The following is a 17,459-nucleotide window of genomic DNA, read 5'->3' as shown; positions in this document are numbered from 1 at the left end:
AAACCACGTAGAGTTGACATCATGCCCAAGGAACGTGGACAGAAGGTCATCGCGTCGAACCGCAAGGCTCGGCACGACTACTCCATCCTGGACACCTACGAAGCGGGACTGGTGCTGCAGGGCACGGAGGTGAAGAGCCTTCGGGAGGGCAAGGCCTCGCTGGTCGACGCGTTCGCGACCGTCGACGACGGTGAGGTGTGGCTGCGCAACGTGCACATCCCGGAGTACACGCAGGGCACCTGGACCAACCACATGCCGCGGCGCACGCGCAAGCTGCTGCTGCACCGCAGTGAGATCGAGAAGCTGATCGGCAAGACGAAGGAGAGCGGCCTGTCGCTCGTACCGCTGTCGATGTACTTCAAAGACGGCAAGGTCAAGGTCGAGATCGCCCTGGCCAAGGGCAAGAAGGCCTACGACAAGCGCCAGACGCTGGCCAAACGCGATGCCGAACGCGACATCAGCAAGGCCATGGGCCGCGCGCTGAAGGGCCGGTTCACGGAGTGACGCTCGGTCCCGCCTCGGACGCCGACGTCGCTCGGTGGACCGCTGCCCTCGGCCTCGACGGGCTCGTCGACATCCACGTGCACTTCCTGCCGAAGTCCGTTATGGACAAGGTCTGGGCCTACTTCGACCAGGCGCAGACACACTACGGCACCGAATGGCCGGTGCACTACCGGACCACGGAGCAAGAGCGCGTGCAGACGCTGCGCGAGCTAGGCGTGAAGCAGTTCGCGCCGCTGGTGTACCCGCACAAGCCGGGCATGGCGGAGTGGCTCACCTCGTGGGTGCTGGAGTTCGCCGAGCAGGTGCCCGAAGCGGTGCCCACGGGGACCTTCTACCCCGAGCCGGCCGCCGCGTCCTCAGTGGACGCCACCCTGCGGGCCGGTGCGCGGTGCTTCAAGGCCCACGTGCAGGTCGGCGCGTACGACCCGCGGGACGACCTGCTGAAGCCGGTGTGGGGTTCGCTGGCCGACGCGGGCGTGCCCGTGGTCGTCCACTGTGGACACGGGCCGCTGCGCGGCGACTTCACGGGCCTGAACGTGTTCGCCGAGGTCCTCGAACGGCACCCGAACCTCACGGCCGTGCTGGCCCACGCGGCGATGCCCGAGTTCACCAGCGCGTTCGAGCTGATGGCCCGCTTCCCGCGCGTGCACATCGACACGACCATGGTCGGCGTGCCGTTCGTGCAGAAGATGTCGCCGCTGCCTGCCGACTGGACCGACCGGCTCGTCGAGTTCGCCGACCGCGTGGTGCTGGGCACCGACTTCCCGAACATCCCGTACTCCTACGCCACGCAGCTGCAGGCGATCGCCGGCTGGGCGGCCGACGATCGCCTGGGTGAGCCGTTCCTGCGGGCCGTGCTGCACGACACCCCCGCGAAGCTGCTCAGCGTTTGACCTTCGCCGCCTCCGTGATCGCGACGGCCCGGCCGAGCAGCGGCGTCAGCGACACCTGGCGGCCGGCCAGCGCGAACCCGGCGGCGAGCAGTACGACCCAGGGGATCGGGCCGTGCGCGAAGCCTTCGCTCAACGGCTGGAACCCGTGCGCCGCGAGCCCGAGCAGGCCACCGGACGCGAGCAGCCCGGCGAGCACGAGCTGCGGCGTCCGCGCGGTGACCACCACGTCGTCGCGCTGCGTCTCGAAGCGGGAGAACAGCCGCAGCAGCACCAGCAGCACGGCCCCACACAACGCGAACCACGCCGGCGCCATCACGAGCCACAGCACCGAACCGGGCGCCGGCGTCGCGTAGCCGAGGCCGAGCACCGTCACGCCGGAGACGACGATCAGGGCCGGCATGTGCCACAGGTACACGGTCATGAACCGGGCGCCGATCCAGCTCAGCGCGCTGCCGATGCCCGGCCGCGCGGCCAGCGCGTTGAGCTGCGGGCGGAACGCGAGCAGCAGACCGAGCTGACCCACGGCCAGGAACAGCAGCAACACGGTGGGCGGGCTCATGTTCGACACCGGGGCGCCCGGCATGCCGATCATGCTGGCCGGGTACGGACCGAACGCGACCAGCAGCGCCGTGACCCCGAACCCGGCGGCGGACAGCGCGAGCGCACCACGGCGGGTCAGCTCGCCCAGCCGGCCTTCCACGTACGCGAAACCGAGCTGGTGCACGGCCACCCACACGAACACCGCGTTGACGTACCCGATCAGGCCGAGGTCGGCGAACCGCGCGACGTCGACGAGCGCGCCCGCCACGGCCATCACCAGCGGCACCCACAGGCCCCAGCGGCGGTGCGCCGCGACCATCAGCGGCGTGAGCAGCACCGTGAGCAGGTAGACGGACAGGAACCACAACAGCTGCGCGGCGATCGAGCTCGCCACCTGCAGCGGCTGAGCCGGAATTCCCATGCCCTGCAGCAGATCGGGCACCACGAGCCACACGGCCAGCAGCGGAAGCACCGGTACCAGCAGCCTTCGGACGCGCGCGGCGAGCCACGCGCGGGAGGATTCCACGCGGCGCAAGGAGAACAGGTTCGCCGCGCCGCCGGCGAAGAAGACCAATGGCATCACTTGCGAAAGCCACGTCACAACCCACCAGCCGGGCGTCGCGAGCGCGTTGCCCGTGGCCAGCGTGCCGTGGGAGTAGGAGACCACCGGCATCACCCAGTGCTGCGTGATCACGGCCAGGATCGCGCCTGCCCGGACCACGTCGAGGAACTTGTCGCGGCCGGGTTTTCCGGTCGCGGTGCTGACCCGCAGCAGGCTTGTCGTCATGCCTCCAAGGCTGGTCGCTGAAGCCTTGTGAGACAGCGGGGTGAGCCGCCGAGTTCGACCTCCGGTCAGCCCGTGGTCGGTACGGGGGTTGTCCCTACCTCAGGCCGTCGGGCTCCGGTTCGGAGTGCGACGGTTCCGAGTGCGTGGCGCTCACGCGGTACTCCCAGCCGTGCTCGGTCATGCCGAGCTCGTACAGCGTCTCGATCTTCGGGCCGCCGTGGAGGTGGATGTGGCGCACGATCGTGCCCGGCACCGGTTCTTCGTCCGTGAGCTCCTGGACACGGCCGTCGAGCGGACCGCCGAAGAAGCGGACGCTGCGGTCGGTCACCGGGAACTCCTCACCAGACATCGGTCCATGGTAAGCGAGGCCCTCACGCGCGTGCTGCCGCCAATACGGGTGACGGGCCGTCAGCGGCCCAGGTACGTCAGGACCGCTCGCACGCGCCGGTGTTCTTCCGAGCTGGCTTCGAGACCGAGCTTGGAGAAGATGTTGCCGATGTGCTTTTCGACGGCACCGTGCGACACCACGAGCCGGTTGGCGATCGCCGTGTTCGACAACCCTTGCGCCATCAGGCCCAGCACTTCCGATTCGCGCGCGGTGAGCGCGTCGAGCGGGTTGCGGCGCCCGCGCGCCATCAGCTGCGCGATCACGTCCGGGTCGATCGCCGTGCCGCCGTTCGCAACGCGGCGCACCGCGTCGAGGAAGTCGGCGACGTCGGCGACGCGTTCCTTGAGCAGGTAACCGACCCCGCCGGCGCCGCCGGAGAGCAGCTCGACCGCATAGCTCTCCTCGACGTACTGGGAAAGCACCAGTACGGGCAGGCCGGGCACGGCGGTGCGCGCGGCGAGGGCGGCGCGCAGGCCTTCGTCGGTGAACGTGGGCGGCATGCGCACGTCGACGATCGCGAGGTCGGGCCGGTGTTCGGTGACCGCGCCGAGCAGGTCGTCCCCGTTGTCGACGGCGGCGACGGTCTCGATGCCCTCGTCGGCGAGCAGGCGCGTGACCCCCGCCCGCAGCAGCACGGCGTCTTCGGCGATCACTACTCGCATCAGGCCCCCAGGCTCGTGAGAGAAAAGCTCCGGGGCTATTCACTCACGAGCGGGTCACCATTGGCACGGCAGGTCCGCCCGGATCACGGTCGGTCCGCCGACGGGGCTGACCACGGTGATCACGCCGTCGATGGTCGCGGCGCGGTCGGCGAGGCCCGCGAGCCCGCCGCCCGGACGCACCTCGGCGCCGCCGTGCCCGTTGTCAGTGATCTCGACGATCACATGCGTTTCGCTGCGCCACACCTTCACGACGGCTTCGGTGGCGCCGGAGTGCTTGGCGATGTTGGTGAGCGTCTCGCCGACGATGAAGTACGCAGTGGTCTCCACCGCGGCCGGCGGGCGGGGCTCGACGTTCACGCTGACATCGACCGGAATCGGCGACTTCGCTGCCTGGGCTGAGAGCGCCGCGTCGAGGCCGCGGTCGCCGAGCACGGCGGGGTAGATGCCGCGGGCGAGGTCGCGCAGCTCGGAGACGGCGAGTTTGGCGTCGGCGTGGGCCTCGTCGATGAGGTCGCGCACGGCGGCGGGGTCGTTGTCGAACTTAGACTTCGCCCGGCCGAGGCTCATGGCGACGGCGACGAGCCGCTGCTGCGCGCCGTCGTGCAGGTCGCGCTCGATGCGCCGGCGCTCGGCCTCGGCCGCGTCGACGCCGCGGGCCCGCGACGCCTGCAGGTGCTCGGCCTTCTCTTCGAGCTTCTTCGTGCGGTTCGGACCCAGGAGGGACAGGGCGAGGTTGCCGTGGAGCCAGCCGAGCCACGGCGTCACCCAGATGGCCATCGGCAGCAGCACGATCGACGCGATCGCCACCGGCAGCTCCGCGACGGCCAGCGGGAACGCGATCATCAGGTACGCGAGGTCGCGCCACGTCGTCGGGTCGGTGAGCCGGGTGAGCCAGCGGCGCGTCATCGACTGGCCCGCGAGCGGCAGCCGCTCGACCTTCGTGAGCGGCGTCCGCAGCATCGTGCGCGCCCAGCGGCGCTCCGCGTCGCCCGACCAGCGGACGAACGCCGTGGTCGCGAGCAGGATCGGGAACCCGACCCAGACCACGACCGTGCCGACGCCGACCGTCGCGCCCACCACGATGAGCACGAACTGGACCAGGCGGAACACGAAGCTCGTGATCATGTAGACGATCGTGCGCGCGGGGTTCGGCCGGGGATGGTCCGGCAGCTGCTGCTCCGTGGTCATCCGGTCACCGTGCTCGTCTCGTCGATTTCCTGCCACGAGCGCTCCATGCGCCGGCGCTGGGACACGGTCGGCCGCAGCAGAGCCACGGCGAGACCGCCGTGCAACGCCGCCAGGCCCCTGGTCAACGCCACGGACAGGGCGGCGAACAGCACCCCCAGCGCCGCCCAGGGCAGCGCGGCCACCGTCGAGTCGACGGTGAGCCACCGCACATCGTATCCCGGGAAGTACCAGGCGCCCTCGGGCAGGAAGCGGTAGTAGATCGGCAGCGCGACCAAGCCCAGGCTCGTCGCCCAGAACGTCACGACCAGCACGAACTCGGCGAGACCGACCGGGAACAGCAGGAAGAAGTAGCTGAGGTCACGCCACGTGGCACCGTCCTTCAGCCGCCGGGTCCAGCGAGCCCGCTGCCCGGTCGGCGGCAACGGCAGGTACGGGCTGTCCACGTAGGTGTCGAGCAGCGAAAACACCCGCGCGCGCTCCATCCGCCCAGCGCCCCGGGCCAGCAGGACGAGCAACCCCAGCAGCGGCACCCCCAGCCACACGACGAGCGTCCCGGCGCCGGCCGAGAGCAGCACCGTGATGAGGACGAACGACACGATGCCCAGGGGCAGGTTGAGCAGCAGAAACGCCAGCGCCCGACCCAACGGCGGGTGGCGCCTCCTCACGGCGGACACGGTGACCATGGCGGGGCTCCTTCTCCAAGCGAACGACCTGCTCAGCATCGCTTCGGGAGGCCCTCGCCTGAATGGGGCGCGCGGGCATGTTGCGGGTAGGGCCAGCCCCACCTCGCGCCGGCGGGCTCCGCGCCTCCGGGAATCAACCAGGTTGCCGCACGCGTTATGATGGTCAGGTTATGTAGCACCTACAAGGGGGTGAACGGTTTCGACTCTGGACGTTGAGTCAGGGGAAGCGTGTCGGTGCAGGCGAGAGACCACCGCAAGCGTCATCGCAAACCAATAAGCGCCAAGGCCAATAGCCAGCGCGACTTCGCTCTTGCTGCCTAAGTAGCAGAGTGAGTCTGTCGGCCCGGGATCGCCTCCGACCCGGTAGCCGGCATCAGCTAGGAGGCTCACCGCCAGTCCCGGCCACGGGTCCTGGTTGGGAAGCAAACAGTGGCTGGGCTCGTCACTTCAGCTTGTTCACGTGACTGAAGGGGCCAAGTAGAGACAGAGTGGACTGCACACGGAGAAGCCCTGTCAAGGCGCTAGAGGACCCGGGTTCAATTCCCGGCACCTCCACAAGAATGGCCGGCTCATGCTCACTGGGAGCGTGAGCCGGTTTTCTTGTGTCGGGTGTTTTCTGGGGGTGCGACCCCCAGACCCCGCCCGGGGGCGGGCCCCCGGACCCCCATCGGGTGGGTTGGGTTGCGTGGCCGGGTGTGGGTGGTGAGGGTGGGGGCCTGGGGCGCGGGTGGGGTGCGTAGCCGGGGTGTGGGGGTCTGGGCCGTGCGGGGTTTTGTCGAGGTGGTCGGGGTGGTTGTCATGGTGGGGGCTGTGGCGGCGGGGTTGGGCATGGTCGTGGTTCGGGCGCGGCGGAGTGTGCGGCCGGGCGAAGAGCAGGTGCGGCGGCTGGCGGAGAGTCTGGACGGGCGCTCGGCGGTGTACCTGCGAATGGCCGAGTGTGGGTTGGCGCGGGCGGACGTCGAGCAGGTGGCGCGCAGCCGCGGGTACTTCGTGACCGTGCACCCGTCGATGAAGTACTACGAGTTCAGGTTGCTGCCCCCGCTGCGAAAGGTTTGAAACCGCGGCAGAGTGGGCGTACGGAGCAACCACCCTAAATCCGCGTCAAGTCAGCTTCCTGTCGAACCCCGGCGGGTGGTAAACCTCCGACCACGAAGCTCACCGGCGAGCGCGTGGTGTGGTCCGTACCTCGTCGGGAGTCCCGGAAGGCCGTGGGTGGTCTGAGAAAGGGAGTGCCAATGCGCCGTCGTCGGAGTCGGAGTCTCATCGTTCTGCTGGCCGTGGGGGTGGCGGCGGGGGTGGCGGTGCCCGCGGCCGGGGCCCAGCCTCAGCAAGGGGGCAAGCAGCCGGTCGCCGAGGGGTACGGCGGGGCGGTCGTGTCGGACACCGTCGAGTCCACGCAGGCGGGCATCGACGTCCTGCGCAAGGGCGGCACGGCGGCCGACGCCGCGGTCGCCGTGGCCTCGACGCTCGGGGTGACCGACCCGTATGTCGCCGGGCCTGGTGGTGGTGGGTACTTCGTCTACTACGACGCCAAGACCAAGCGCGTGTCCACCATCGACGGGCGCGAGACCACGCCGGCGGCCGACGGGTCCGACATGTTCGTCGACCCGGCCACCGGCAAGGCCTACGACTTCGAGACCGCCGTGGAGAGCGGCCGGTCGGTCGGCGTGCCCGGGATGCTCGCCACGTGGCAGCGCGCGCTGCAACGCTGGGGGAAGTTCAGCCTCGCCGACAACCTCAAGCCCGCCGTGCAGGTGGCGGAGCGCGGCTTCGTGGTGAACCCCGAGTTCGCCTCGGAAACCGCCTCGGTCAAGGACAAGCTGTCGCACTTCGCGCCCAGCGCCGCGCTGTTCCTGCCGGGCGGCGAGGTGCCGAAGGTCGGCTCCGTGTTCCGCAACCCGGACCTCGCCGACACCTACCGCCAGATCAGCCGCCAGGGTATCGGCGCGTTCTACGGCGGTTCCGTCGGCCGCGACCTCGTCAAGACCGTGCAGAACCCGCCGCTCGCGAAGGGCGCGCCGATCAAGCCGATGTCCGGTCCGATGGAGCTGTCGGACCTGCGCGACTACCGCGCGCTCGACGGTTCGCCGACGCGCGTGAACTACCGCGGCTACGACGTCTACGGCATGGCCCCGTCGTCCAGCGGCGGCATCACCGTCGGGGAGTCGCTGAACATCCTCGGCAACTACAACCTGTCCAAGATGGACCGCACGCAGGCGCTGCACCACTACCTGGAGGCCAGCCGCCTCGCGTTCGCCGACCGCAACCGGTACATCGGCGACTCGCGGTACGTGAAGGTGCCGCAGCAGCAGCTGCTGTCGAAGCAGTTCGCGGCCACGCGCGCGTGCCAGATCGACCCGAACAAGGCCGGTCAGAGCCCCGTCGCGCCCGGTGACCCGTACTCCCACAAGGGCGGCTGCACCACCGCGCCCGCCGCGTCGTCCGACAGCAACGAGCAGCACACCAACCACTTCGTCGTCAGCGACAAGTGGGGCAACATCGTCTCCTACACCAACACGATCGAGCAGCTCGCCGGCAGCGGCATCACGGTCTCCGGCCGCGGTTTCCTGCTCAACAACGAGCTCACCGACTTCAACTTCACCCCCACCCAGGGCACCGCGCCCGACCCGAACCTGCCGGCCGGCGGCAAGCGTCCGCGCTCCAGCATGTCCCCGACGATCGTGCTCAAGGACGGCAAGCCCGTGCTCGCCGTCGGTTCCCCGGGCGGCGCCACGATCATCACGACCGTGCTGCAGGTCCTGGTCAACCGCCTCGACCTCGGCATGAGCCTGCCGGACGCGATCGCCGCGCCGCGTGCGTCGCAGCGCAACGCGAAGACGTCCGACGCGGAGCCGGCGTTCCTGGCGCTGCCCACCACGAAGGGGCTCGAAGCGCTGGGGCAGAGCTTCAGCCAGGTCAGTTCCATCGGTGTCGCGGCCGGGCTGGAGTTCAAGCCGGGCGGCAAGATCCTGGCGGCCGGTGAGCCCGTCCGCCGGGGCGGCACCTCGGCGATGGTGATCTCTTCGCACCGCTGATCCACTCGTCGAAAGGCCCGCTTCGCCAGCCCGGCGGAGCGGGCCTTTTCACTGCGGCTTCGTGCCGCCGATCCGGCTCGTCAGCTCCGCGGCCGTCTCCGCGACGGCCGCCGCGAACTCCGGGAACGTCTCGCCGCACGGCCCGTCGTCCGGGCAGAGATGCCGCAGCGTCACGGAAATCGACGCCATCGGCCGCGCCCCGTGGTCGAACACGGGCGACGCGACGGAGGCGAACCCGTCCGTCACGTGACCGTCCTCGACCGCCCAGCCCAGCCGCCGTTCCGCGGCCAGCGTCCGGCGCAGCGCGGCCAGCGAATCCGGTCCGCGCCGGGTCCGCAGCACAAACGACGCCGCCATCGGGAACAGCGCGCGGACGTGGGCGGCCGGCAGGTGGTTCAGGATCGCCCGTCCCGACGCCGTGAGCTGCCCGGGCAGCCGCACGCCGACGTCGGTGACCAGGGTTTCCGGCCGGGGCGGCCGTTCCTTGATCAGGTACAGCGACTCGTTCCCGTGCAGCACACCCAGGTGCGCGGTGTGCCCGACGCGGTCCACGAGCTTGCGCAGCAGCGGCGCGGCCAGCCGTTCGAGCGGGTCGTGGCGCAGGTACGCCGACCCGAGCTCGAACGCGGCGATCCCGAGGCCGTAGCGGCGCTCGGCCGGGAGGTGGACCACGAAACCGGCGGCGACGAGCTCGTTGAGCAGGTGGTACGTCGTCGACCGCGGCAGGTACAGGTCCCTGGCGACCGCCGCCGCGGACACCGGTCCGGCGTGGCCCGCGAGCAGCCGCAGCACAGCGAGGCCGTTGCGCAGGGCGGGCACGTCCGAACTGCTCACCTCGCTCCTTTCGACCGGGTGGCACGAACGGGACACTCGTGCCACGCAGCGAAGCTCCAACCTCGCTGTGTCTTGGATACCAGACGCTACCGCCAACTCCGCACTCCCGCCGGGGCGCTGATCGTTGTTTCAATGGCTGACATGCCGGAACCAGTGCTCTTGGGCTCGAAGCCGATCACCGCGTCCGACGTCGTCGACGTCGTCCGCGGGCACGCGCACGTCGGGCTCACCGAGGCGGCCGAGAAGAACCTCGCCGCCACCCGCCAGCACATCGAGGACCTCGCGCACGCGACCTCGCCCACGTATGGCGTCTCGACGGGCTTCGGTGCGCTCGCGACGCGCCACATCCCCGTGGAGAGCCGCACCGCGCTACAACGCAGCCTCATCCGCTCGCACGCCGCGGGCGCGGGGCCGGCGGTGGAGGCGGAGGTCGTGCGCTCGCTGATGCTGCTGCGCCTGCGCACGCTCGCGAGCGGTTACACCGGCGTGCGACCGGAGACGGCGCAAACGCTTGCGGCCCTGCTCAACGCGGGGATCACCCCCGTCGTCCACGAGTACGGCTCGCTCGGCTGCTCGGGTGACCTCGCGCCGCTGGCGGCCATCGCGCTCGCGTTGATGGGGGAGGGCGAGGTCGACCACGAGGGTGCGCGCAAGCCCGCGGCCGAGGCGCTGAAAGCGGCCGGCATCGCGCCCGTCGTGCTGGCCGAGAAGGAAGGCCTGGCGCTCACCAACGGCACCGACGGCATGCTCGGCATGCTGCTGCTCGCGGCCGCCGACCTGCACAACCTGCTGGACGTCGCGGACCTCACCGCGGCGATGAGCGTCGAGGCACTGCTCGGCACCGACCGGGCCTTCGCCGCCGACCTGCAGGCGCTGCGGCCGCACCCCGGCCAGGCCGTCAGCGCGGCGCGGATGTTCGCGGCGCTGCAGGGCTCGAAGATCGTCGAAAGCCATCGCGGGCCCGACTGCAACCGCGTGCAGGACGCGTACTCGCTGCGGTGCGCCCCGCAGGTCCACGGCGCCGCACGGGACACGCTCGCCCACGCCGAGTTCGTGGCCGACCGCGAGCTGCGGTCCGCTGTGGACAATCCCGTGGTGCTGGCCGACGGCCGCGTCGAGTCCAACGGCAACTTCCACGGCGCGCCCGTGGCTTACGTGCTCGACTTCCTCGCGATCCCGGTCGCCGACGTCGCCAGCATTGCCGAGCGGCGCACCGACCGGATGCTCGACAAAGCACGGTCGGCCGGCCTGCCGCCGTTCCTCGCCCACGACCCGGGCGTGGACTCCGGGCACATGATCGCGCAGTACACGCAGGCCGCGGTGGTCAGCGAGCTGAAGCGGCTCGCGGTGCCGGCGTCGGTCGACTCCATCCCGAGCAGCGCGATGCAGGAGGACCACGTCTCCATGGGCTGGTCCGCGGCGCGCAAGCTGCGCAAGGCCGTCGACGGCCTGACCACCGTCCTGGCGGTCGAGCTGCTCACCGCCGCCCGTGCGCTCGACTTCCGCTCGCCGCTCGAACCGTCGCCGGTCACCGGCGCGGTGCGCGACCTGCTCCGCACGAAGGTCGAGGGCCCGGGCCCCGACCGGCACCTGGCGCCCGAGATCGCGGCCGCCGAAGAACTCGTCCGCTCCGGCGCCGTCCTGGCCGCCGCCCGTCTGGAGGTCTGAGAATGTCTCGCACCGTCCGTGCCGCCCGCGGCACGCAGCTCACCGCGAAGTCGTGGCAGACCGAGGCCGCGCTGCGGATGTTCCACAACAACCTCGACCCCGAGGTCGCCGAGCGGCCCGAGGACCTGGTCGTCTACGGCGGCACCGGCAAGGCCGCCCGCAACTGGCCGAGCTTCGACGCGATCACCCGTGAACTCACCATTTTGGACAACGACGAGACGCTGCTCGTGCAGTCGGGCAAGCCCGTGGGCGTGTTCCGCACGCACGAGTGGGCGCCGCGGGTGCTGATCGCGAACTCGAACCTGGTCGGCGACTGGGCGACCTGGCCCGAGTTCCGCCGCCTGGAGCAGCAGGGCCTCACGATGTACGGCCAGATGACGGCCGGTTCGTGGATCTACATCGGCACGCAGGGCATCCTGCAGGGCACCTACGAGACGTTCGCCGCCGTCGCGAAGAAGAAGTTCGGCGGCAGCCTGCGCGGCACGCTCACCGTGACCGCGGGTCTCGGCGGCATGGGCGGGGCGCAGCCGCTCGCGGTGACCATGAACGACGGCGTGGCGCTCGTCGTCGAATGCGACCCGCAGCGCGCGCACCGCCGCGTCGAGACGCGTTACCTCGACGAGGTGGCCGACGACCTCGACGACGCCATCAAGCGCGTCACCACCGCGAAGAAGGAGCGCCGGCCGCTGTCGGTGGCCGTGGTCGGCAACGCCGCCGAGGTGCTGCCGGAGCTGCTGCGCCGCGGCCTCGAGGTCGACATCGTCACCGACCAGACTTCCGCGCACGACCCGCTGTCGTACCTGCCCAAGGGTGTCAGCGTGGACGACTGGCACGACTACGCGGCCAAGAAGCCCGACGAGTTCACCGACCGCTCGCGCGTGTCCATGGCCGACCACGTGACCGCCATGCTCGGCTTCCTCGACGCCGGCGCCGAGGTCTTCGACTACGGCAACTCCCTGCGCGGCGAGGCCAAGCTCGGCGGCTGCGAGCGCGCGTTCGACTTCCCCGGCTTCGTGCCCGCCTACATCCGCCCGCTGTTCTGCGAGGGCAACGGCCCGTTCCGCTGGGCGGCGCTCTCGGGCGACCCCGAGGACATCGCGGCCACCGACCGCGCGATGCTGGAGCTGTTCCCGGAGAACGAGTCCCTGGCCCGCTGGATCAAGATGGCCGGCGAACGCGTGGCGTTCCAGGGGCTCCCGGCGCGGATCTGCTGGCTCGGCTACGGCGAGCGCCACCTCGCGGGCCTGCGGTTCAACGAGATGGTGGCCAGCGGTGAGCTCGAGGCGCCCGTGGTGATCGGGCGCGACCACCTCGACTCCGGCAGTGTCGCCTCGCCGTACCGCGAGACCGAGGCCATGGCCGACGGCTCCGACGCGATCGCCGACTGGCCGCTGCTCAACGCGCTGGTCAACACCGCGTCGGGTGCGAGCTGGGTGTCGATCCACCACGGTGGTGGCGTCGGCATGGGCCGCTCGATCCACGCGGGCCAGGTCAGCGTCGCCGACGGCACGGCACTGGCCGCGCAGAAGCTCGAGCGCGTGCTCACGAACGACCCGGGCATGGGCGTGATCCGCCACGTCGACGCCGGGTACGACCACGCCGCCGAGGTCGCCGACGAGCGTGGCGTGCGGATTCCGATGCGGGACAACGCGTGAGCACTACCGGATTGCTCGGCGAGATCGCCGACGTCGGGCGCGACGCGAAGCGCGGCGGCTACTCACGGCACGCGTTCGACGCGCCGGAGCACGACCTGCGCACGTGGTTCGTCGAACGCGCGCAGCGGCTGGGCCTGGACGTCGAGACCGACCGCAACGGCAACCTCTGGGCCTGGTGGGGCGCGCCGGGGCCGGACGCCGTGGTGACCGGCAGCCACCTCGACTCGGTGCCGGGCGGCGGCGCGTTCGACGGCCCGCTCGGCGTGACGAGTGCGCTGGCGGCCGTGGAAGCGTTGCAGGACAAGGGGTTCCGTCCGGCCAAGCCGTTCGCGGTGGTCGTGTTCGCCGAGGAGGAGGGCGGCCGGTTCGGCGTGCCGTGTCTCGGCTCGCGGTTGATGACCGGCACGATCGACGCCGACAAGGCGCGAGCGCTGCGCGACCCCGACGGCGTCACGTTCTGGGAAGCGGCCGCGAAGTCCGGCCTCGACGTGGACCGGATCGGCGCGGAGCCGGAGCGGCTGGGGCTCATCGGCCGGTTCCTGGAGCTGCACGTGGAGCAGGGCCGCGGCCTGATCGACCTCGGTTCGGCGGTGGCGGTCGGCAGTACGGTGATCGCCCACGGGCGGTGGCGGTTCTCGTTCGCCGGCCAGGGAAATCACGCCGGCGCTACGTTGATCGCCGACCGCGTGGATCCGATGCTGCCCGCGGCCGAGACTGTCGTGGCGGTGCGGCGACTGGCGAAGACGCGGGCGGACGCGCGGGCGACCGTCGGCCGGCTCGTGCCGACGCCGGGTGGCACCAACGTCATCGCGTCCACTGTGGACCTGTGGCTCGACGCGCGCGTACCGGGCACGGTGACGCCGGAGCTCGTCGAGGACATCTCGCAGGTGGCTCGGGCCGCGGCGGAGGCGGAGGGCTGCTCGCTGACCGTCACGCGCGAGTCGTACTCCGACGACGTCGTGTTCGACGAGAAGCTGAGGCGTGACCTCGGGGGATGGCTCGGCGGGGTGCCTGAGCTGCCGACCGGCGCGGGCCACGACGCCGCGATCCTGGCCGGGTTCGTGCCCGCCGGGATGCTGTACGTGCGCAACCCCACCGGCATCAGCCACTCGCCGGAGGAGTTCGCCGAGACCGACGACGTGGAGGCCGGCGCGCGGGCGCTCGCCGAGGTGCTGGAGCGGCTGGCGGCATGACCACGTACTGGTGCGAACGGGCCTGGCTGCCCGGCGGGATCGCCGAGGCCGTGCTGCTCGTGGTGCGCGACGGGCGGATCACGTCGGTCACGCCGGGCACGCGGAGGTCCGGGACCGTCCTGGTCGGGCTCACGCTGCCCGGGTTCGCCAACGGGCACTCGCACGCGTTCCACCGGGCGTTGCGGGGCCGGACGCACCACGAGCGCGGCACGTTCTGGACGTGGCGCGAGCGAATGTACTCGCTGGCGGCGCGGCTCGATCCGGAGGCGTACTACCGGCTCGCGCGCGGGGTCTACGCGGAGATGGTGCTCGGCGGGTACACGAGCGTCGGCGAGTTCCACTACCTGCACCACGCGCCGGGCGGGAAGCCATACGCGTCGCCGAACGCGATGGGCGACGCGTTGCGGCAAGCCGCGCGAGACGCGGGGATCAGGCTGACGCTGCTCGACACGTGTTACCTCTCGGGCGGGATCGACGTGCCGCCGGACGAGGTGCAGCAGCGGTTTTCCGACGGCTCGGCCGAGAAGTGGGCTTCGCGGGTGGCGTCGCTGACGGAAGACGAGCTGTTCCGTGTCGGTGGAGCCATCCACTCGGTGCGGGCGGTGCCGGCCGGCGATTTGTCGACCGTGAACGAGGGTGTGCCCGGCGATCGGCCGTTGCACATCCACCTCTCCGAGCAGCGGGCGGAGAACGAGCAGTGCGAGGCGGCGTACGGCTGGACGCCGACCGGGTTGCTGCAGGAGCATGGCGTGCTGGGTGAGCGGCTGGTCGCCGTCCACGCGACGCACCTGACCGACCAGGACGTGAAGTGGCTGGGTGACGCGCGGTCCGCCGCGTGCTTCTGCCCGACGACCGAGCGCGACCTCGGCGACGGCATCGGCCCCGCGCGGCGGCTGCTCGACGCAGGCGTGCGGCTGGGTGTCGGCAGCGACAGCAACGCGGTGGTCGACGCGTTCGAGGAGACCCGCGCGCTGGAGCTGGACGACCGCTTGGCCAGCGAGGAACGCGGCCGCTTCACCGCCGACGAACTGCTGGCGGCGGGGACCGATCACGCGTCCGTCGGGTGGCCGGAGGTGGGCCGGCTGGCCGTCGGTGCCGGGGCGGATCTGGTGACGGTGGCACTGGATTCCGTGCGGACGGCGGGGATCGAGCCGTCCGGAGTGGTGTTCGCGGCGGGAGCCGCGGACGTGCGGCACGTCGTGGTAGCGGGTCGCGAGGTGGTGCGCGACGGCGCGCACCTGCTCGTGGAGCGACCGGAGGCCGTACTGGCCGAGGAGATCGAGGCGCTGTGGCAGTTCTGATCACGGGAATCGGTGAGCTCACCACCAACGACCCCGAGCTGGGCCAGCTGCACGATGCGGCGCTCGTGCTCGACGGTGGTGTCGTCGCGTGGGCCGGGCCGGCCGCGCAGGCGCCGGTGGCCGACGAGCGCGTGGACGTCGAGGGGCGGGCGGTGCTGCCCGGCTGGGTCGACAGCCACACGCACCTGGTGTTCGCGGGTGACCGCACGGCCGAGTTCGAAGCGCGGATGGCCGGAAAGCCTTACACCGCGGGCGGAATCGCCGTCACGGTCGGGGCGACGCGGGAGGCTTCCGACGAGCAGCTGGCGGCGAACCTGCGCCGGCACGTCGAGGAGGCGGCCGCGCAGGGCACCACCTGCCTGGAGACCAAGACCGGGTACGGGCTGACTGTCGCCGACGAGGCGCGCTCGGCGCGGATCGCGGCGACGGTGGCCGACGAGGTCACCTACCTCGGCGCGCACCTCGTGCCGCCGGGCGCCGACGCGGAGTCCTATGTGGACCTCGTGTGCGGCGAGATGCTGGAGGCGGTGGCGCCCCACGTGCGGTGGGCCGACGTGTTCTGCGAGACGGGGGCATTCGACGAGGCCCAGTCGGCGCGGGTGCTCAAGGCGGCGGCGGAGCGTGGCCTGGGGTTGCGGGTGCACGGCAACCAGCTCGGCGAGGGTCCTGGCGTGCGGCTCGCGGTGGAGCTGGGTGCGGCGAGCGTGGACCACTGCACGTACCTGAGTGAGGAGGACGTCGAGGCGCTGGCGGCGTCGCACACGGTGGCGACGCTGCTGCCGGCGTGCGATTTGTCGACAAGGCAACCGCTGGCTCCGGCGCGGCGGCTGCTCGACGCGGGCGCGACGGTCGCGTTGGCCAGCAATGCGAATCCGGGCAGCTCGTACACGACGTCGATGGCGTTCTGCGTGACCACGGCCGTGCTGCAGATGCGCATGACGGTGGCGGAAGCCGTGTGGTCGGCCACCGCCGGGGGCGCGCGGGCGCTGCAGCGCGACGACGTCGGCTACCTGCGGCCGGGCGCGCGGGCCGACGTGCACGTGCTCGACGCGCCTTCGGTGACGCACCTGGCCTACCGGCCGGGCGTGCCGCTCACGCACTCGGTGTGGCGGCGGGGTGAGCGGATGGCGTGAAACCTCAGCGGTGTGCTGACAGGTGTGCGAGCAGGAGCGGGTTGACGCGGTCGGCCGCTTCCTCCGGCAGCCAGTGGCCGGCGTCCTCGAAGATCTCGAAGCGGTAGGCGGCGTCCACGAACTCCGCGGTGTTCGTGGCGGCCGTGCGGCCGAGCTTGGTGTCCTGGGCGCCCCACACGTAGAGCGTGGGCACCGTGATGCGGCCGGCGGGGACGGTGAACTCGTCGTCGGTGGCGCCGCGGTACCAGTTGAGCGTCGCGGTGAGGGCGCCCGGCTCGGCGAGGCGGGCGACGTTGCGCTCGACCTGGTGCTCCGGGACGCGGCCCGCGTAGGCCGCCCGCAGGCGCGCCGCGCCGTCCGCCAGCATCGACGCCTCGGCGACCCCGCCGGGCGCGCGGAAGAAGCGCACGTAGTCGAGGTCGTGGTTCTGCTGGTCTTCGTCCTGCGCTGCCTGCTTCAGGGCGCCGGGGTGCGGAGTCGAGAGCACGGTGAGCGACTTGAGCCGCTTGGGGTGCCGCGTGGCGAGCACCCAGGCGACCATGCCGCCCCAGTCATGGGCAACGAGGTGGATACGCCTCGGTTCCCCGGCAGCGGCTGGGGCACCGGCCGCTTCGGCGCCCGCGATGCCGCCGGTGGCGGCGAGCGTGTCCGCAAAGGACAGTGCGTCGGTCACGAGGGCGTCGATGGAGTAGTGCTCGACGCCGGTCGGGCGCGCTTCGCGGGCGTAACCGCGCTGGTCGACGGCGAGGGCGTGGTAGCCGGCGTCGCCGAGGGCGTGGAGCTCGGCGGTCCACGAGTCGGCGAACTCGGGCCAGCCGTGGAGCAGCAGGACGGGTTCGCCGTCGTCCGGGCCGGTGGCGAGGCCGGTGTGCCGGTGGTTGCCGATTTGCAGCGTCGCCTCGCGCAGCCCGGTCACCGGTGCGCTCGCACGGGCGTGGAGTGGAGGTGTGTGACGCGGGTGCCCTGGTAGTTCACGCTCCCCACCGTAGGCCGTG

At 71.4% G+C, this 17,459-nt stretch carries 16 protein-coding genes and 1 other RNA gene; 10 read left to right on the top strand and 7 right to left on the bottom strand.

The features are described 5' to 3' along the window. Positions 1-21: 21 nt before the first annotated feature. Both smpB and AB0878_RS34710 read left to right on the top strand, forming a co-directional pair. Positions 22-504 carry an SsrA-binding protein SmpB gene (gene smpB, locus AB0878_RS34715; protein ID WP_360604843.1) on the top strand — a complete coding sequence of 161 codons (483 nt, stop codon included), beginning with the start codon at positions 22-24 and terminating at the stop codon, positions 502-504. Next, on the top strand, positions 501-1,397 hold the full coding sequence (locus tag AB0878_RS34710; RefSeq protein ID WP_366584521.1) for an amidohydrolase family protein: 897 nt from the start codon (positions 501-503) through the stop codon (positions 1,395-1,397). Before smpB ends, AB0878_RS34710 begins: the two co-directional genes overlap by 4 nt. Here the strand turns inward: AB0878_RS34710 and AB0878_RS34705 are convergent. From AB0878_RS34705 to AB0878_RS34685, 5 genes are all read right to left on the bottom strand, one after another. Next, positions 1,387-2,724 carry an acyltransferase gene (locus tag AB0878_RS34705; RefSeq protein WP_366584519.1) on the bottom strand — a complete coding sequence of 446 codons (1,338 nt, stop codon included), beginning with the start codon at positions 2,722-2,724 and terminating at the stop codon, positions 1,387-1,389. The two genes, AB0878_RS34710 and AB0878_RS34705, sit on opposite strands and share 11 nt — an antisense overlap. Positions 2,725-2,818: 94 nt before the next feature. Next, complete coding sequence (locus AB0878_RS34700) at positions 2,819-3,052, bottom strand: hypothetical protein (RefSeq protein WP_366584584.1); 234 nt, start codon at positions 3,050-3,052, stop codon at positions 2,819-2,821. Positions 3,053-3,132: 80 nt separating this feature from the next. Next, complete coding sequence (locus tag AB0878_RS34695; RefSeq protein WP_366584517.1) at positions 3,133-3,774, bottom strand: response regulator transcription factor; 642 nt, start codon at positions 3,772-3,774, stop codon at positions 3,133-3,135. Between the two features lie 54 nt (positions 3,775-3,828). Continuing rightward, positions 3,829-4,962, bottom strand: coding sequence for a sensor domain-containing protein (locus AB0878_RS34690; RefSeq protein ID WP_366584515.1), 1,134 nt, complete (start codon positions 4,960-4,962; stop codon positions 3,829-3,831). After that, positions 4,959-5,645, bottom strand: coding sequence for a sensor domain-containing protein (locus AB0878_RS34685; RefSeq protein ID WP_366584513.1), 687 nt, complete (start codon positions 5,643-5,645; stop codon positions 4,959-4,961). The genes AB0878_RS34690 and AB0878_RS34685 overlap by 4 nt, the downstream gene beginning before the upstream one ends. A gap of 185 nt (positions 5,646-5,830) precedes the next feature. Here AB0878_RS34685 and ssrA point away from each other — a divergent pair. The 3 genes from ssrA to ggt all read left to right on the top strand — a co-directional run bounded on the left by ssrA (position 5,831) and on the right by ggt (position 8,680). Next, positions 5,831-6,203: a transfer-messenger RNA gene (ssrA, locus tag AB0878_RS34680) on the top strand. A 240-nt stretch (positions 6,204-6,443) separates the two neighbouring features. Beyond that, positions 6,444-6,701: a hypothetical protein gene (locus tag AB0878_RS34675; protein ID WP_366584511.1), complete on the top strand. Its 258-nt coding sequence runs from the start codon at positions 6,444-6,446 to the stop codon at positions 6,699-6,701. A 179-nt stretch (positions 6,702-6,880) separates the two neighbouring features. Then, on the top strand, positions 6,881-8,680 hold the full coding sequence (ggt, locus tag AB0878_RS34670; RefSeq protein ID WP_366584509.1) for a gamma-glutamyltransferase: 1,800 nt from the start codon (positions 6,881-6,883) through the stop codon (positions 8,678-8,680). Between the two features lie 48 nt (positions 8,681-8,728). Here ggt and AB0878_RS34665 read toward each other — a convergent pair whose 3' ends face one another. Continuing rightward, positions 8,729-9,514, bottom strand: coding sequence for an IclR family transcriptional regulator (locus tag AB0878_RS34665; RefSeq protein WP_366584507.1), 786 nt, complete (start codon positions 9,512-9,514; stop codon positions 8,729-8,731). 141 nt (positions 9,515-9,655) lie between these two features. Between AB0878_RS34665 and hutH the strand changes: the two genes are divergently transcribed. Genes hutH through hutI form a run of 5 tightly spaced genes read left to right on the top strand, consistent with a single transcriptional unit; the run spans position 9,656 to position 16,464 of the window. Then, positions 9,656-11,182 carry a histidine ammonia-lyase gene (gene hutH, locus AB0878_RS34660; protein ID WP_366584505.1) on the top strand — a complete coding sequence of 509 codons (1,527 nt, stop codon included), beginning with the start codon at positions 9,656-9,658 and terminating at the stop codon, positions 11,180-11,182. A gap of 2 nt (positions 11,183-11,184) precedes the next feature. Then, on the top strand, positions 11,185-12,837 hold the full coding sequence (hutU, locus tag AB0878_RS34655) for a urocanate hydratase (RefSeq protein WP_366584503.1): 1,653 nt from the start codon (positions 11,185-11,187) through the stop codon (positions 12,835-12,837). Next, the gene (locus AB0878_RS34650) at positions 12,834-14,030 is read left to right on the top strand and encodes an allantoate amidohydrolase (RefSeq protein WP_366584501.1); all 1,197 of its coding nucleotides are present in this window, start codon (positions 12,834-12,836) and stop codon (positions 14,028-14,030) included. Before hutU ends, AB0878_RS34650 begins: the two co-directional genes overlap by 4 nt. Continuing rightward, the gene (locus AB0878_RS34645) at positions 14,027-15,331 is read left to right on the top strand and encodes a formimidoylglutamate deiminase (RefSeq protein ID WP_366584499.1); all 1,305 of its coding nucleotides are present in this window, start codon (positions 14,027-14,029) and stop codon (positions 15,329-15,331) included. The genes AB0878_RS34650 and AB0878_RS34645 overlap by 4 nt, the downstream gene beginning before the upstream one ends. Next, complete coding sequence (gene hutI / locus AB0878_RS34640; RefSeq protein ID WP_366584497.1) at positions 15,319-16,464, top strand: imidazolonepropionase; 1,146 nt, start codon at positions 15,319-15,321, stop codon at positions 16,462-16,464. The genes AB0878_RS34645 and hutI overlap by 13 nt, the downstream gene beginning before the upstream one ends. A gap of 4 nt (positions 16,465-16,468) precedes the next feature. On the opposite strand, the gene AB0878_RS34635 is transcribed toward hutI, so the two are convergent. Next, positions 16,469-17,380, bottom strand: coding sequence for an alpha/beta hydrolase (locus AB0878_RS34635; RefSeq protein WP_366584495.1), 912 nt, complete (start codon positions 17,378-17,380; stop codon positions 16,469-16,471). Between the last annotated feature and the right edge of the window lie 79 nt (positions 17,381-17,459).

The organism is Amycolatopsis sp. NPDC047767 (assembly GCF_040704195.1).
GTDB lineage: Bacteria > Actinomycetota > Actinomycetes > Mycobacteriales > Pseudonocardiaceae > Amycolatopsis.
The sequence above is the reverse complement of the archived record's forward strand: the minus strand, read 5'-3'. Positions and strand labels throughout refer to the sequence as shown.

Bases quoted from the DNA above. Each gene is read 5' to 3' on its own strand.
- smpB (WP_360604843.1), top strand. From the start codon at position 22: ATGCCCAAGGAACGTGGACAGAAGGTCATCGCGTCGAACCGCAAGGCT.
- AB0878_RS34705 (WP_366584519.1), bottom strand. From the start codon at position 2,724: ATGACGACAAGCCTGCTGCGGGTCAGCACCGCGACCGGAAAACCCGGC.
- AB0878_RS34695 (WP_366584517.1), bottom strand. From the start codon at position 3,774: ATGCGAGTAGTGATCGCCGAAGACGCCGTGCTGCTGCGGGCGGGGGTC.
- AB0878_RS34690 (WP_366584515.1), bottom strand. From the start codon at position 4,962: ATGACCACGGAGCAGCAGCTGCCGGACCATCCCCGGCCGAACCCCGCG.
- AB0878_RS34685 (WP_366584513.1), bottom strand. From the start codon at position 5,645: ATGGTCACCGTGTCCGCCGTGAGGAGGCGCCACCCGCCGTTGGGTCGG.
- AB0878_RS34675 (WP_366584511.1), top strand. From the start codon at position 6,444: ATGGTGGGGGCTGTGGCGGCGGGGTTGGGCATGGTCGTGGTTCGGGCG.
- ggt (WP_366584509.1), top strand. From the start codon at position 6,881: ATGCGCCGTCGTCGGAGTCGGAGTCTCATCGTTCTGCTGGCCGTGGGG.
- hutH (WP_366584505.1), top strand. From the start codon at position 9,656: ATGCCGGAACCAGTGCTCTTGGGCTCGAAGCCGATCACCGCGTCCGAC.
- hutU (WP_366584503.1), top strand. From the start codon at position 11,185: ATGTCTCGCACCGTCCGTGCCGCCCGCGGCACGCAGCTCACCGCGAAG.
- AB0878_RS34645 (WP_366584499.1), top strand. From the start codon at position 14,027: ATGACCACGTACTGGTGCGAACGGGCCTGGCTGCCCGGCGGGATCGCC.